The organism is Planococcus sp. FY231025 (genome assembly GCF_052078085.1).
Taxonomy (GTDB): domain Bacteria; phylum Bacillota; class Bacilli; order Bacillales_A; family Planococcaceae; genus Planococcus.
Map to the genome: position 1 here is coordinate 343190 of NZ_JBQJJG010000004.1, position 16148 is coordinate 359337.

The following is a 16148-nucleotide window of genomic DNA, read 5'->3' on the forward strand; positions in this document are numbered from 1 at the left end:
TGTTGACTAATCAGAATTGTTAGAATTATAATGTAATTCAGTTGGATCCAACATCCGTTATGTTTGATGCAATAACAATACAGAGAGGAGTTTTGGCTATTAAAGACCATTTACCACAACAGTTTGAAGTAGGAATAATCGGTTTCGGAGAAGTTGGCCAGGTGATTGCAGCTGGTCTAAAAGCGAACGGCCAAAACGTAATGATTTATGACACTCGTCTTTTGGATGACCGGGATCCATTAATTGAAACTGCAGAGCGATTAAAGGTTGAGACTGCAAAAACCTTATTGCAGTTGGCTGAAAACTGCAGCCTTGTTTTTTTATTAGTTCCAAGCAATGCATCAACGGCGGTTTCCAATGAGTTTTCTGCAAGTCTTCAGCCGGGTACTTTCTTTTTGGATTTGACTACAAGCCTGCCTTCAGTGAAAAAGGAAAACGCGTTAAGCATTCATAAGTCAGGCGGCAAATATACAGACGTCAGTATTATGGGGACTGTGGCCACTGAGCAATATAATGTGCCGCTATTGCTTGCGGGAGAGCATGCCGGTGAAGTTCAAAAGATTTTTGGAGCCTTCGGTTTGAACTCTAAAGTAATTTCTGATGCAGTAGGAGCCGCCGCCAGTATAAAAATGCTGCGAAGCATTTTCATGAAAGGAATCGAAGCGCTTCTGTTTGAAACAATGCTCACGGCTGAAAAATACCAAGTCCGCGATGAAGTCATGGACAGTATTTCCACAACAATGAAAAATAATGATTTCGAAAAGCTTGCAGACACCCTGATTATTACGCATATCAAGCACAGGGGAAGGCGGCAAAAGGAAGTGAAAGAAAGCATTTCGCTTGTAAAAGAAGCGGGGATTTACCCGTTTGTTACAGAAGGTGTACTTTCGTTCTTTTCAAATTCAATTGCGGCAGCAAAGGCAGATTCGGCGATCCGAGAAAATGTGAGAGACATCCTTCAGCACGAATTGGAAAAAATTTAAAAAGAAAGAGTTGAGGACACCTTGTCAAATGTTGGATTTAGAGTATTCGAAAATGTGAAAAGAGCAGATCAAGCACTTATTAATGGATTTGAAGGAATTGCTACACCGAATATTGGCGATGTAATGGGGCGGATGTTTGCCATGGACCACTCGATAAAAAGCATCAACAAACCCGGCATTCACATTTTTGGAAGCGCTTTAACGGTGCGGACGCATCCCGCTGATAATTTAATGGTTCATAAAGCGATGGACTTAGCGCAGCCTGGAGACATCATCGTGATCGATGCCTGCGGAGACATGGGAAATGCAATTCTCGGCGAGTTGATGTGCCATTACGCGAAAACAAAAGGCATAGCCGGATATATTGTCGACGGATCCGTCCGGGATTTGCATGGCATAGCCGAAATGGGCTTCCCGGTTTTCGCTAAAGGAGGAAGCCCGCGCGGCCCGTATAAAGAAGGACCGGGCGAGATCAACACCATCATCAGCTGCGGAGGTGTTTCAGTAAGCCCGGGAGATATTATAGTCGCAGATGACGATGGCGTGATCGCCATTCCAAAAGATGATGCGCCTACGGTTTTAGCAAACGCTAAAAAAGTTCAAGAAAAAGAAAAAGCTGTCATTGAATCGATTTACAAAGGTGAATGGGACCGAACGTGGGTAGATCAAACCTTGCAAGACAAAGGATGTGAAATTATTGGGGGATAGACTTGTTTCAAAAGAGGATTTGACTGCTTATGTACAAGCTATTTTTCAAGCGGCTGGCCTGTCTGAAAACGACTCCTCCATCATCACCCGCCACCTAGTTCTCGCAAACTTAAGAGGACATGATTCACACGGGGTCAGCAGAGTCAGTATTTACTGCAAGAGGCTCGAACTGGGCCTGACCAATAAAGTGTTTGAACCGGAAATTGAACGCGAAACGCCTTCGAGTGCGCTGATCAACGGAAAAAATGCTTCCGGCATTCTGCTGGCAACAGCCGGGATCAAGCTGGCAGTTCAAAAAGCAAAAGAAACCGGAATCGCGGTGGTCGGTGTCAACAATTCCAATCATTGCGGGATGCTTGCCGATTACACCAAGTATGCAGCCGAACAGGGATGCATTGCATTGGCAACGACCAACGCGCCTGCCAATATGGCGCCGTGGGGAGGCGTTGAACGGTTTTTTGGCACAAATCCGTTTGCATACGGAATCCCGGCAGGCGAAGGAAAAGACATCGTTTTTGATATGGCAACAAGCGTGGTAGCCCGCGGAAAAATTATCATGGCAGAAAAAAACCATCAGAAGATCCCGCTGGGTTGGGCGATTTCCAAAGATGGCAAGCCGACTACTGACCCTGCAGAAGCACTTGACGGATTAGTGCTGCCGGTAGGAGGGCCGAAAGGGTCAGGCATAGCGCTTTTGGTTGAAGTGCTGTCCTCGCTGTTTACGGGCGCTTCATTTGGCCCGCACATTGGCGATCTTTACAGAAATTTTGATGAGCCGCAAAATGTCGGCCACTCTTTTATCGTAATGCGTGTGGATTTATTCCAGACTGCTGAAGAATTTAAAAAACGCATCAATCAGATGATCGAAGAAATGAAAAGCATGGAACTGGCTGATGGAACCGATCAGATTTACATGCCCGGAGAAATTGAAGCGAACAAAGCAAAAGAAAGGGAGGCCAACGGAATTCCCATCAGCGAAGAAGTTTTGCGCGAGTTAGCAGAAGTAAGCCGCCAGTATGGGGTCAAATCAAAGTTAAGCGAAACGCAGTATGGCTAATTTATTTGCTTTATAAAAAGAGGAGGAATTTCATTGAAAAAGATAAATGTTTTGCTTGTCGGTTTATTGCTGTTAATCTCCGGATTTCTGGCAGCATGTTCACAAGGCGGGGAAGAGGCCACAGGTTCTTCGGAAAGTTCATCTTCTGCTGAAAGTGATTTTCCAACTGAACCAATTACGGTCATTGTTTCATTCTCGCCTGGCGGCGGTACAGATGTCGGCGCCCGTATCTTATTGCCATATGTAGAGGAAGAACTGGGAGTTCCTATCAGTGTAGTCAATAAACCAGGCGGCGGCGGCTGGGTTGGCTGGAATGAACTTGTCAATGCAGAGCCGGACGGCTATACAATTGGCTACTTAAATACTCCGAACTTGATCACGGGTTACTTAAACCCGGAATTGAACAGAGACAATACGCTTGATGATTTCGATTTGATCGCTAACCACGTAACGGATTACGGGGCTATTGCTGTTGCTGCGGATGACGACCGCTTTGAGACGATTGAAGATTTGATGGAATACGCAAAAGAAAATACGGTAACGACCACGTCTACTGGATTGGGAAGCGATGACCACTTGACGGCGCTCAGAATCAATAAAGAAGTTGGAACGAAATTTGAGGCGGTCCACGGTGAAGGAGCCGCTAACGGAAAAGCAGGAGTGCTTGGCGGCCACGTCGATGTTTATTTTGCTAACGTAGGTGAAGTTGCAGAGCCCGCGAAAAATGGCGAGCTAAAAGCTTTGGCAGTCGCTGCACCTGAACGTTCAGAATTTATGCCGGACGTTCCAACGCTTGAAGAATCCGGTTTTGGCGATATTTACGCTTTCTCAGCTAGAGGCTTGGGCTACCCTGCAGGGGTGGATGAAGAAAAAATGAAAGTGATTCAAGATGCTTTTGAAAAAGCATTAAACAACCCGGAACACATTAAGAAAATGGAAGAGATGGGCTTGAAAGTAGATCCGCTTATCGGAGATGAATACCGTGAATTCTTGGAAGCGGAAGAAGAAGAAGTGAAAGGTTTGACAGATTTGCTGGGCTGGTAATTTCAAAGATCTAAATTAAAAAGCAGCAGGAAATAGTCAGGTTTAACACTGGAGATTATCGTCCTGCTGCTTTTTATTATTACTTTATCCGCGAAGGAAAAAATTGAGAACCTATTTCAGTGCAAGAGAGGTGCCAAAATGAAACGATTGCATCAAGATTTTTATATCGGAGCAGTCATTTTTCTGTTTTCTTTATACTTCTTTATCAGATCTACTGACCTGCCGGAAGGAGCGAATACCTTTCCCTATTATATCTTCGGGATACTCGGGATATTTGGATTGCTGATCGCGTTCTTCGGATGGAGAAAAAGAGCACATAAAAACATAGAAAAGGCAGAAGACGAAATCAATTTTAAAACCATTAAATTGCCGATGTTTAGTTTCCTGATTATCGTACTTTATGCAAGTTTAGTGAATGTTCTGGGGTTTTTCATCTCTACTTCAATATTCATTGCTCTATTCTTGCTTTTTTATAAAATCAAAAACGTGCTGATAATTGCCGGAACCATTGTATCGATCAATTTGTTCATTTATCTTCTTTTCGTTTATCAATTGAACGTCCGATTACCTGCTGGACTGTTATTCTAGCTGATTAAGGGGTGAAAACATGAATGTAGAACTCTTTTTAGAAGTCATTCGAAACCTGATGACTTTAGAAGTTTTGGTGGCAATGCTCGTGGGGGTAATCGGCGGCATCGTAGTCGGCGCCTTGCCCGGGCTCAGTGCAACGATGGCTGTTGCGCTGCTTATTCCAATTACATTCGGAATGAGTCCGATAGCCGGGTTGACGATGTTGACAGCAATTTACACTTCTGCAGTGTATGGCGGCTCAATATCCGCTATTCTCCTGCATACGCCAGGGACACCGGCTTCGGCCGCTACTGCATTGGACGGGTATGAGCTTACCAAAAAAGGACAGGGCCTGAAAGCTCTGGGCATAGCGACAATTGGCTCAATGTTCGGCGGTTTTGTCAGCGCGGTTATGCTGCTGTTCCTAGCGCCGCCGTTATCGCTGATTTCGCTGAAGTTTTATGCGCCGGAATATTTCCTGATTGCCATTTTCGGATTGACGATTATTGGGAGCCTTTCTTCCGGCAATATGGTGAAAGGATTGGCTTCGGGAGTGTTCGGGCTCGCTCTGGCGCTGGTCGGCCTTGATATTTTAACCGGGTTTCCCCGATTCACTTTCGGCAATACGAATTTGGAGTCAGGAATCTCGCTTGTACCTGCATTGATTGGGCTATTTTCTTTATCCCAGGTACTTATTCTAGTAGAAGAAATGCATGTGAAAAAACAGAAGTTCAAAGGCGATTTGAAAGGAAGCGTTCTTCCATCCTGGAAGGAATTAAAAAATATTTCCCCGACTATGATCAAATCTTCCATTATTGGCGTATTTGTAGGAATCCTGCCTGGTGCAGGAGGCGACATTGGGTCATGGGTCAGCTACAACGAAGCGAAAAGAGCTTCGAAGAATCCCGAGAAATTCGGCAAAGGGTCAATCGAAGGTGTAGCAGCTTCTGAAACGGCAAACAATGCGGTAACAGGCGGAGCAATGATTCCCCTTTTGATCTTAGGAATCCCGGGAAGCGCCGCTACGGCAGTTCTTCTCGGCGGATTTGTCATTCAAGGCCTTGTGCCGGGGAGAGAGCTGTTTACGATAAATGCGGGGATAACTTACTCCGTCATTATCGGGTTTGTCATTGCAAATATTTTGATGGGAATCGCGGGATTGCTGATGGCCAAATATGTGGTTCGTGTGACCGAAGTGCCAAACGGCATTGTGGCACCGATCATCGTTGTGCTGTCAGTCGTTGGGTCATATGCCATTAACAACAACGTATTTGATGTTTATCTGATGATCGGCTTCGGCTTGCTGGGTTATTTTATGCGGAAATTCAATTTCCCGACGGCGCCTGTGGTCCTCGCCATCATATTGGGTCCGATGGCAGAGAAAGGCTTCAGACAATCTCTGGTCTTGGCACAAGGTGAAGTAATTAGCTATTACTTAACGCGTCCATTATCAGTTATATTGATTGTTTTAACGTTGCTGGCGCTCCTTACGCCATTGATTTTGAACATGCTGAAAAAACCGCAAAGCAATTAAAACCGAAATGTTCTATCTAAATAAAGGCGAGGAGGAACCGGCTTGGCACACAATGTGATTTATTTTGAAAAAGTGGTCCCAGAAACTCAAAACATTATTAATAGTTTCAAAGAACAAGGAATGGAAATTTCCTTCTGGAGCAATTTGACCGATACGGAAAAAGAGGAAGCGCTGCTTCAGGCCAATTATTTGATCGCCGCTTCCTATCCTATTACCCGTGAACTTTTGGAAAAAGCGCCAAATGCAAAATTGATCCAAAAAACAGGAAGCGGCACAGACAATATTGATCTGCAAGCAGCAGCGGACCTCAATATCAAAGTTGCAACAACGATCGGAGCCAATGCTTCAAGTGTGGTTGAAATGACGATCGGGTTGATCATAGGCTTGTACCGCAAACTGAACCTTCTGGATCGCTTGACCAAAAGCGGGGAATGGCGAATGTGGGAGTACCGGCCATCCATGTTTGAGATGAATGGCAAAACCCACGGCATCATCGGCATTGGCCATATCGGCAAAAAAGTAGCGGAATTGTCTCAAGCCTTCGGCACAAACGTGATGTATTATGACGTAAACCGTCTGACGCCGGAAGAAGAAAAACAGCGATCTTTAACTTACAGCCCTTTCGAGGAGCTGTTGGCCCAGTCAGACATCATCAGCCTTCATATTCCGCTGATGCCGTCTACTGAGAATTTGATCAGTGATAAGGAATTGAAGCTATTAAAGCCGACCGCTATTTTGGTGAACGTGGCGCGGGGCAAGATCATTGATGAAAGGGGATTGGCCAACGCGCTGGAAAACCAGCAGCTCCTCGGAGCGGGAATAGATACGTGGGCAAATGAGCCGGTCGAAAGCGATAACCCGCTGCTGGCATTTGATAATGTACTGGCAACTCCCCACGTTGCAGGCGGGACGAGAGACGCTTTGGAAAAAGTATTAGGCTTGTCTTTTGAAAATATTAAAATGGTCGAAAAAGGAATGGAACCGAATAATTCTATAAAGCTTTCAACAGTCTGAATAAACGACCCTAAGGAGGAAGATTATGCGTCTGGCAACAATAACTCTCAATAATGAAGAAGCAGCAGTAATAGTCGGCAGTGAAGGAGCCGTTTCAATAGCGGAGCTTAACAAGGTCTACGATAAAAACTGGGAAACGAGTATTTTCGAGCTGATCCAATCCGGGCAGCTTGACGAGTTAACAAGCTGGTACAACAAAGAAGGCAAGAACGCCATCGCAAGCCAGGAAATCGATTTTGTTGAAGAAGAGCTTCTGGTATACGGTCCGCTGTACAAGCACCCGCGCAAAATCTGGGGCATCGGACTCAACTACGTTGACCATGCGTCAGACTTGGGTGAAAAAGCACCGAATACCGAACCGGCCAGCTTTATGAAGCCGGATACCTCGATCATCGGGGCGGGCGACACTATCCGAATTCCGCTGCAGTCCGATCGGACGACAGCGGAAGCGGAACTTGGAGTCATTATCGGCAAGATCTGCCGGAATGTAGAAGAAAAAGACGTTGAAAATTATGTGGCCGGCTACACGACGATCATCGACATGACAGCGGAAGACATTCTGCAGAAAAATCCGCGCTACCTGACCCGGTCGAAAAGCTTTGACACGTTCTTCAGCTTCGGTCCGCAATTTGTGACCAAAGACGAAATTGATAACCTACATAATTTAGAAGTTTCTACGGTTATCAATGGAGAGGTTTATCGCAAAAACACGGTCGACCATATGACGTTCAGCCCCGAGTACCTGGTGTCGTTTCATTCGAAAGTGATGACGCTGCTTCCGGGCGACATCATCTCCACCGGTACACCGGGAGCGGTGCATATTCAAAACGGGGACACTGTTGAATGCCGGATTGAAGGATTTGAGCCGCTCATCAATCCTTGTGCAGATCTGAAAGTATTGCAGGAAGCTTAAGCAATTCGAGGAGGAACCCAAATGGATTTAGGATTAACAGGCAAATCCGTCATCGTCATGGCGGGCAGCAAAGGTCTCGGCAAAGCGACCGCGCTGGAATTCGCACGGGAAGGCGCGAAAGTTGTCATCGGCAGCCGGAACAAAGAGGAGCTTGAAAAAACGGCTGCTGCTATTTCCGAAGAAACAGGGAACGATCATATCTCATGGAAAGTATGTGACATCACGCAAGCATCTGATATCAAAGAACTGATCAATTTTGCCGGTGAAACGAACGGCGGTGTGGACGTGCTCATCAACAACGCGGGCGGGCCGCCGGCAGGCGGCTTCGACCAGTTTACGGACGAAGACTGGCAAAAAGCGTACGAGCTCAACCTGCTCAGCTATATCCGCGCGATCCGCGAAGTGCTGCCGCACATGCGCGAAGGTGGAAGCGGGCATATCCTGAACTTTGCTTCGTCGTCGATCAAGCAGACGCTGGATAACCTGCTCCTGTCGAATACATTCCGCGCCGGCATTGTCGGGCTTGCCAAAAGCCTGTCCCAGGAATTCAGCAAAGACAATATCCTGATCAACACGCTTGGTCCGGGAAGAATTGCGACAGGGCGGGTAGAGGAACTGGACCGAATGCGCGCAGGTAAACTGGACAAAAGCTATGAAGAGCTAAAAAGCTCTACAGAAAAAAGCATCCCGATGGGCCGCTACGGCGATCCAAGTGAATTTGCCAGACAGGCCGTATTCCTGTGCTCCGGCGCCAATACGTATGTAACCGGCCAGACCTTGCTGGTGGACGGCGGTTTGGTGAAAGCATTATAACGTAAAAATTTAAAAAGAGCGCTGCATTCCGCTGGAAACGGAGTGCAGCGCTCTTTGCGTGTTTAAAACTTTAGGGATTGCATTTTATAGTAGAAACTCAAAAAGAGATTAACAAGTAAAAGTATTCTGAAAAACATCCTTGATTCTCAAGTTGTCCTATTGTAGACTTGTATTACAGCTTTCGTTAAAGCGCTTACAAAAAGGGGGATATTGTTTATGAGGAAAATTCAATTGTTATTGATGGCAAGTCTATTGTTGGTCTTGGCAGCTTGCGGATCAGAAGGTTCGGGTTCGGCTGCAGGCGGAAAGCAATTCATCACGATTGCCACCGCTTCTACTGGAGGTACATATTATCCAATCGGTGTTGGCTTAGGAAATCTTTGGTCTCAGGAGCTTGGGGATGAAGGGATCAATGCAAGCGGCCAGTCTTCTGCAGGGTCGGTGGAAAACATTGACTTGATGAAGGAAGGCGAAGCCGACTTCTCAATTTTACAGGGATTGATCGCTGACCAAGCTTATAAAGGCGAGGGCAGCTTTGAAGGAAATGCATACAAAGATTTAAGATCGGTTGCCATGATTTGGCCGAACGTTGAACATTTTGTTTTGAAAGACAGCGAAATCAAAACAGGCTCCATTGCAGACATTGAAGGGCAGACCTTCTCCGTTGGACCGCAAGCAAGCGGTACGGAACAATCGACGCTTGTGATGATGGAAGGGCTTGGCCTGACAAAAGAAAACATCACACCGGAATACTTGGGCTATGACGATACGATTTCTGCAATGCGCGATGGGCGCTTGAACGGCGGTTCGCTTCCTGCCGGTGTACCGGTAGCGGCGATTACGGATATGTACGCAAGCAACGTCGGCGCGAGCATCTTGGAAGTGACCGATGAGCAGTACAAGAACATCACTGCCATTTCAAATGCTTGGTACCAATATGAAATTCCGGCTGAAACATATCCAAACCAGACTGAAGCAGTCAAAACGATCGCACAGCCGAACATTCTTGCCGCTTCGATCGACTTGGACGAAGAAACCGTCTACCAATTGACTAAGACAATGTTCGAAAACCTTGATTTCATGTATGAAGTGCATAACTCTGCAAAAGCAATGACTTTGGAGACCGCGTTGGACGGCCTTCCGACACCGCTTCACGCTGGTGCGTATAAATACTTCCAAGAAGCTGGCATTGAAGTGCCGGATGAACTGATTCCACCGGAAGCAGAGTAATAAATAAAATAGAGATGGGGAAATCCCATCTCTATTTTCATACTTATAAAATGAGGTGAATCCTTTATGGAGAAAAATCAACACACTGACGCCATCATTGAGAATGAAGCAATCGTTGATACGGAGGCAGGCGGAGGAAAAAGGAATTTTACGGGATGGATGAAAATCGTCATGGTTGCGGTAGCAGCCGGCCTTTCCATTTTTGCGATCTATACAAACGGGTTTTCAACGATACAAGAAGTTTACCGCAACGGCATCTTTCTTGGCTTTCTTCTTGCCCTGACATTTATTCTTTATCCGGCAACCAAAAAGTCCAATAAAACCAAAATGAGCATTCTCGATATCGTGCTGCTGGCTCTCGGCTTGGCCGGTGTCGGCTATATTGTCCTTTTCTATACCGAGATTCACGTGGAAAGACAATCCCAAGCGATTATGCAAGATTACATATTTGCGATTATCACCATCGTGGTGCTGCTTGAAGCGTCCCGAAGAACAATCGGGATTTTCATTCCGCTGCTTTCGGCCATCGCGATTGTTTATGCAATGTTCGGTCCGTATTTCCCGGGCATGTTCGGCCATGCGGGCTTCAGCATTGAACGGCTTCTCTACAGAATGTACATGACGACGGAAGGCATCTTCGGCATGACGCTGTCGATCGCTTCGACGTATATTGTGCTCTTCATTCTTTTTGGAGCATTCCTGACTGTGAGCGGTGCCTCCCAGTTCTTCAACGAACTGGCACTGGCCATTGCGGGCAGAAGAAGAGGCGGACCGGCACAGGTTGCGGTCATTTCGAGCGCGTTGACCGGCTCGCTCAGCGGCAGTGCCGTCGCAAACGTTGCAACAACGGGAAGCTTCACAATTCCGTTGATGAAGAAAATCGGTTTGACGCCGCGTTTTGCCGGAGCGGTTGAAGCGACGGCCTCGACAGGCGGTATGATCATGCCGCCGATCATGGGCGCTGCTGCGTTCATCATGGCCGGATTCCTGGGGATTTCGTATACGACCATTATCCTGGCTGCGATTATTCCGAGTATCCTGTACTACGCTTCGCTGATCATCGCGATTGACATCGAAGCCAAAAAGCAGGGACTGAAAGGGCTCAGCAAAGAATCGATTCCTGATGTGAAGCGGGTCATTCTGGAACGGGGAATTCTCGTCCTGCCGATTATCATCGTCATCGGCGCCCTCTTGATGGGCAGAACGCCGTTGTATGCCGGCTTTGCCGGAATCATCTCGGTCATCATTGCGAGCTGGCTGACAAAAGACAAATCGACGCGCGTTACGCCGAAAAAAGCATTTGATGCCTTGGTCGACGGCGCACGGGGAACCATCCAGGTCGGTGTTGCGTGTGCATCCATCGGTATCATCATCGCGGTTGTCACGATGACCGGCCTCGGCTCTACATTCGCCTATAACATCATTGATTTGGCAGGCGGCGTCATGATCTTGATCTTGCTTTTGGTCATGGTGACGTGCATCATCTTGAGTCTCGGCTTGCCATCTACTGCGCTGTACATCGTCGTAGCGGTAACAGCTGCACCAGCACTGATCAATTCGGGGATCAACCCGCTTGCGGCCCACTTCTTCGTTTTCTGGTTTGGAGCACTTTCGAACGTGACTCCGCCAGTGGCGCTCGCAGCCTACACCGCTGCAGGTATCGCCGGCGCGGATCCGATGAAGACGTCCTGGACCGCGTTGAAGCTGGCTTTGCCAGGATTTATCGTGCCGTTCATGATTGCCTACAATCCGATCCTGATCATGCAGGACCCGGCAGGCGGCACCGCGTCGTTTGCTTCAGTGATTGTGCCATTCATTACGGCAGTGATCGGCATCTTCGCGCTGGCGATTGCCATCAATAACTTCTACAACATCAAACTTAGTATCATCGAACGGATTGGCTTCTTCGCCGGTGCAATGCTGATGATCAAGCCGGGCATCTTAACAGACGGCATCGGGATTGCCATCTTAGCAACCATGATGTTGTTGCATTTAGCGAGAGAAAAACGTATGGTTTCCTCAACAGTCAATAATTAAGCAAACGGGGGAGATCCAGTTGATAAGTCCGATTAGAAAAATGAAAATGTCCGAACAGATTCTTGAACAGCTGAGAACGATGATTCAGGAAGGGGAGTTCCCGCCGGAAAGCAAGCTGCCTTCTGAAAACGAACTCGCCAAAATGTTCGGAGTCAGCCGTGCGCCGGTCCGGGAAGCGATCAGTGTCCTGGCCGCCAGCGGGCTGGTGGAATCACGCCAAGGCGGCGGCAGCTATGTCAACAAAGTGCTGCTGGTCAACATGCTCGATTCAGTGGCGCTTGAGATGGTGTCGGCGGAAGAAGTGTACGACCTGCTTGAACTCCGGACCGTCATTGAAACCGAAGCGGCCGGCTTTGCAGCGGCGCGGCGCACTGAAGATGACTTGGTGAAGATCAAAGCCGGATTGGATAAATTTGCGGTGACCATCCAGGATGAACAGGAGATCGGCCACGAAGCGGATTTCCTGTTTCACCAGGAAATCGTCGCCGCCTCAAAAAACAGCTTTATCATTCAGACCGTGAGCAATTTACGGGACCTGTACAAGCAGACCTTGAATTTTTCATTGAAGCAGAATATTGGCTTTGCCCGCAAACGCCAGCAAGTATACGAAGAGCATTTGGCGATTTATGAAGCGATTGCCAAGAAGGATCCGGAAGCGGCGGCTTATTCCATGAAGCGCCACCTGGTAAATGCGCGGATCAAGCTGGGCGATACACGGGTAGAAGCATTGGAAGACAAATTAGGAACCTGAGGGAAGAATCCGTTCTTCCCTCTTGCTTTACCGAACTGGACCAACCAGTGAACCTCTAACGGGAGGAGCAAGGGAATTGAAACCGATCAAAAAGAAAAACCGGCTGTACCACGAGGTCGTCAATGAAATCTTCTCATCCATCGCCAAGGAGAACCTGAAGCCGGGCGACAAGCTGCCGTCTGAACGGACCATTGCGGATTCGCTCGAAGTGTCGCGGACAACCGTAAAAGAAGCCATCTCGGTGCTAGAAGCGAACGGCATCGTTTCCATCAAGCCGGGTGTCGGCGTGTTTCTCGTCAACCAGTCGAAGAAAGTCATCCAGCAGGAAATGCTGGATGCCCTGAGCCCCGGACGCCACAATTTGGCAGAACTGATCGAGTTGCGGCAGGCAATCGAAGGGGACGCTGCCTACTACGCGGCAGAGCGCATGACTCAAGCGCAGCAGAAGGAACTCGAAGCGCGGTACCGGGCGTTGGAGGAAGCGGAAGGCAACGGGGAGCTCGCGATCGAAGAGGACTACGCGTTCCACAAAGCCATACTCGCCGCCGCCAATAATGCCATGATGCTGGATCTGATGGAAGTGATTTCCGAGAAGGTATATTCGTTTATCCGGCAAAACCGCATGGAAACGATGCTGCAGCCTGCAGAGATCCGGGTGGTCATGGACGAGCACCGCCTGATCTACGAAGCCATCATCAACAAAGACGCTCAGGCTGCCAAAAAAGCCATGTGGGAGCATCTGCATTCGATCAAGGTACGGCATAACTACGAATAGGAGGGCCTGCATGAAAGTGACTGACGATATATTAGCAAAACTGAAAGAGATCCTTGCAGATCCCGAGCGGCTCCTGACAAGCGACGCCGACCTCTACAGCTTTTCTTTCGACGCGTCGTTCGGCCTGCACAAACCGGAAGCGGTGTGCCAGCCCGTCTCGACGGAAGAAACAGCGGGGATCGTCCGCCTGGCAAGCGAGTATGAAATTCCGCTTTGCCCAAGGGGGCGGGGCACGAGCTTAAGCGGCGGCCCCCTCCCGGTGCGGGGCGGCATCGTTTTGGATTTTTCCCTGTGGAACTCGAAGCTTGAGGTCGACGCGGAAAACCTGATTGCGGTTGTGTCGCCAGGCGTCATCACGGCGGACATCAATAACGCAGCGGGCGAGTTCGGCCTGATGTACCCGCCGGACCCGAGCAGCGCCCACGTCTCGACGATTGGCGGCAACCTGGCGGAAAACGCCGGCGGACCGCGCGGCTTGAAATACGGCGTGACGAAAGATTATGTCCTGGGCCTTGAAATTGTCACCGCGGACGGCAAAGTGGTCCGTACAGGCGGCAAGACCGTTAAAAACGTCACGGGCTATGATTTGACCAAACTGATCGTCGGCTCCGAAGGGACGCTCGCCATCATTACAGAAGCCACACTGCGGCTGATCCCGAAACCGCAGGCGTCCCTGACCGCCATGGTGCTGTTTGACGAAATCGTCGATGCCGGGCGGGCCATTTCGAAAGTGCTGGGCTCCGGCATCATGCCGTCGAAAATGGAAATCATGGACCAAAGCTCGATCATTGCCGTGGAGGAATATGCCGCGCTCGGGCTTCCGGTCGATGTGGAAGCGATCCTGCTCATCGAATTGGACGGCCATCCGCTCGCAATCGAAGAGGAAATGGAACGGGTCGCAGCGGCCTGCAAAGACGTCGGTGCGAGAAGTGTGCAAGTGGCGAAAGACAAGGAGGAAGAAGCTGAATTATGGCAGGCGCGAAAGCTTGTTTCTCCAGCCATCGTGAAGATCAAACCGACAAAAATCTCCGAAGACGCCACCATTCCGCGCAGCCAGATTCCGGAAATGTTCCGGCGGCTGAAAGCGATCAAGGAGAAATACGACATCCACCTCGTCGTCTTCGGGCACGCGGGTGACGGCAACCTGCACCCGAACATCATCACCGACCAGCGCGATGAAGAGGAAATGCGGCGCGTCGAACTCGCGGTCGAAGAAATCTTCAAAGCGGCCATCGAACTCGGCGGCACGCTTTCGGGGGAGCACGGCATCGGGACGATGAAGTCGCCGTTTATGGAAATGGAGCTCGGTGTTGACGGGCTTGCGCTGATGAAGAGCATCAAAACGGCATGGGATCCGAAGAATATCCTCAATCCCGGAAAAATTTTCCCTGAACCAGGAGAAAGGTTTGAATTGCGAAATGGCTGATACTGCATTGCTCCGAAACCAACTTGCTTACGAAGAAACGTTCAGCTGCGTCCAGTGCGGCTATTGCCTGCCCGCCTGCCCGACATACCTGGCATTCGGCAAGGAAAGCCATTCGCCGCGCGGCCGCATCCAGCTGGTGAAGCTGGCGGCGGAAGGGAAAATCGAAATCGAGGACCTTGAGAAGCCGATCGATCTGTGCCTCGGCTGCCGGGCGTGCGAAACGGTCTGCCCAACCAACGTCGAATACGGCAAGATTCTGGATTCAGCTGTCGATGTCCTGGGTGAATACCGCCGGAAAAAACGGTCCCTCGGGGAGAACGCGGTACGGAACTTGGTATTCAAAAAAGCGCTGCCGAACAAACGCGTCCTGAAACTTGTCGGCACCGGTCTGCGGCTTTACCAAACGACCAAAGCGGACAAGGCGGTGCGCAAGGCCGGCATCATCGGGAAAGTGTCCCCGTCGCTTGCCGCGATGGAAGCGATCACGCCGAAAATCGAAAAGCCGCTTGTGCGCAACCATTTCTATGAACGAGCGGAAGTGAAGCCGGCCGTGAAGGTCGCCTTTTTCACCGGCTGCATCATGGACACGTTCTTCGCACGCGTCAACGACCTCAGCATGAAGCTGCTCGAGCGTGCGGGCTGCGAAGTGGTGCTCCAAAAAGAGCAGACTTGCTGCGGCGCACTGCACCAGCACAGCGCGGAAAAAGAAACCGCGATCGAGCTTGCGAAAAAGAACATTGTGGCTTTTGAGGGGCTCGACTGTGACTATGTCGTCAATGCGATCGGCGGCTGCGGCGCCGCCCTTGTGGAATACCACCACCTGTTTTCAGAAAGCGATCCGTGGCACGAACGGGCGAAAGCCTTTGCAGCAAAAAACAAGGACGTCAGCTTTATCCTTTCGCGGATGGGGCTGCCGATCCGCAAAGCGATTCCGATGCGGGCGACATACCAGCCATCGTGCCATTTGACGAATGTGCAAAAGGTCGTCAACGAACCGCTGGAGCTCATCAAAAAGATCCCGGGGCTCGAATTTACCCCGCTGAAAAACCAGAACCTGTGCTGCGGCTCCGCAGGCATTTACAACATAGTCCACCACGAAGAATCAATGAAAGTGCTTGATATGAAGATGAAAACCGTCCATCAGGCTGCACCGCATCTCATCATCACGACCAATCCGGGATGCCATCTGCAGATGATGCTGGGCGTCAAACGCGAAGGCCTGGAATCGCAGGTAAGCGTCAAGCACATCGTGGAAGTGCTCGCAGAAGCGTGCGAAATCGCTTAATCAAAGGG

15 protein-coding genes are annotated in these 16148 nt (G+C 49.3%); all 15 read left to right on the top strand.

Features of this window, described 5'->3' with window-relative positions:
* The first annotated feature begins 92 nt into the window (after positions 1-92).
* The 15 genes from ACTL32_RS05010 to ACTL32_RS05080 all read left to right on the top strand — a co-directional run bounded on the left by ACTL32_RS05010 (position 93) and on the right by ACTL32_RS05080 (position 16140).
* Complete coding sequence (locus ACTL32_RS05010; protein ID WP_441340427.1) at positions 93-983, top strand: NAD(P)-binding domain-containing protein; 891 nt, start codon at positions 93-95, stop codon at positions 981-983.
* Between the two features lie 21 nt (positions 984-1004).
* Positions 1005-1691 carry an RraA family protein gene (locus ACTL32_RS05015; protein WP_441340428.1) on the top strand — a complete coding sequence of 229 codons (687 nt, stop codon included), beginning with the start codon at positions 1005-1007 and terminating at the stop codon, positions 1689-1691.
* Positions 1681-2748 carry an Ldh family oxidoreductase gene (locus ACTL32_RS05020; protein ID WP_441340429.1) on the top strand — a complete coding sequence of 356 codons (1068 nt, stop codon included), beginning with the start codon at positions 1681-1683 and terminating at the stop codon, positions 2746-2748. Before ACTL32_RS05015 ends, ACTL32_RS05020 begins: the two co-directional genes overlap by 11 nt.
* 33 nt (positions 2749-2781) lie before the next feature.
* Complete coding sequence (locus ACTL32_RS05025; RefSeq protein WP_441340430.1) at positions 2782-3792, top strand: tripartite tricarboxylate transporter substrate binding protein; 1011 nt, start codon at positions 2782-2784, stop codon at positions 3790-3792.
* A 138-nt stretch (positions 3793-3930) separates the two neighbouring features.
* On the top strand, positions 3931-4380 hold the full coding sequence (locus tag ACTL32_RS05030; protein WP_441340431.1) for a tripartite tricarboxylate transporter TctB family protein: 450 nt from the start codon (positions 3931-3933) through the stop codon (positions 4378-4380).
* 19 nt (positions 4381-4399) lie between these two features.
* The gene (locus ACTL32_RS05035; RefSeq protein WP_441340432.1) at positions 4400-5896 is read left to right on the top strand and encodes a tripartite tricarboxylate transporter permease; all 1497 of its coding nucleotides are present in this window, start codon (positions 4400-4402) and stop codon (positions 5894-5896) included.
* A 42-nt stretch (positions 5897-5938) separates the two neighbouring features.
* Entirely contained in the window at positions 5939-6910 is a 972-nt protein-coding gene (locus ACTL32_RS05040) for a 2-hydroxyacid dehydrogenase (protein ID WP_441340433.1), read from the top strand.
* Positions 6911-6935: 25 nt separating this feature from the next.
* Positions 6936-7823, top strand: coding sequence for a fumarylacetoacetate hydrolase family protein (locus ACTL32_RS05045; RefSeq protein ID WP_441340434.1), 888 nt, complete (start codon positions 6936-6938; stop codon positions 7821-7823).
* A gap of 21 nt (positions 7824-7844) precedes the next feature.
* On the top strand, positions 7845-8636 hold the full coding sequence (locus ACTL32_RS05050) for an SDR family oxidoreductase (protein WP_441340435.1): 792 nt from the start codon (positions 7845-7847) through the stop codon (positions 8634-8636).
* 216 nt (positions 8637-8852) lie between these two features.
* Positions 8853-9866: a TAXI family TRAP transporter solute-binding subunit gene (locus tag ACTL32_RS05055; protein ID WP_441340436.1), complete on the top strand. Its 1014-nt coding sequence runs from the start codon at positions 8853-8855 to the stop codon at positions 9864-9866.
* A 66-nt stretch (positions 9867-9932) separates the two neighbouring features.
* Entirely contained in the window at positions 9933-11903 is a 1971-nt protein-coding gene (locus ACTL32_RS05060; protein ID WP_441340437.1) for a TRAP transporter permease, read from the top strand.
* A 19-nt stretch (positions 11904-11922) separates the two neighbouring features.
* Complete coding sequence (locus ACTL32_RS05065) at positions 11923-12654, top strand: FadR/GntR family transcriptional regulator (RefSeq protein ID WP_441340438.1); 732 nt, start codon at positions 11923-11925, stop codon at positions 12652-12654.
* Positions 12655-12730: 76 nt separating this feature from the next.
* Positions 12731-13429, top strand: a complete 699-nt coding sequence (locus ACTL32_RS05070) for a FadR/GntR family transcriptional regulator (RefSeq protein WP_441340439.1) — start codon at positions 12731-12733, stop codon at positions 13427-13429.
* Between the two features lie 10 nt (positions 13430-13439).
* Entirely contained in the window at positions 13440-14855 is a 1416-nt protein-coding gene (locus ACTL32_RS05075; RefSeq protein WP_441340440.1) for an FAD-binding oxidoreductase, read from the top strand.
* Complete coding sequence (locus ACTL32_RS05080) at positions 14848-16140, top strand: (Fe-S)-binding protein (protein WP_441340683.1); 1293 nt, start codon at positions 14848-14850, stop codon at positions 16138-16140. Before ACTL32_RS05075 ends, ACTL32_RS05080 begins: the two co-directional genes overlap by 8 nt.
* The last annotated feature ends 8 nt before the right edge of the window (positions 16141-16148 follow it).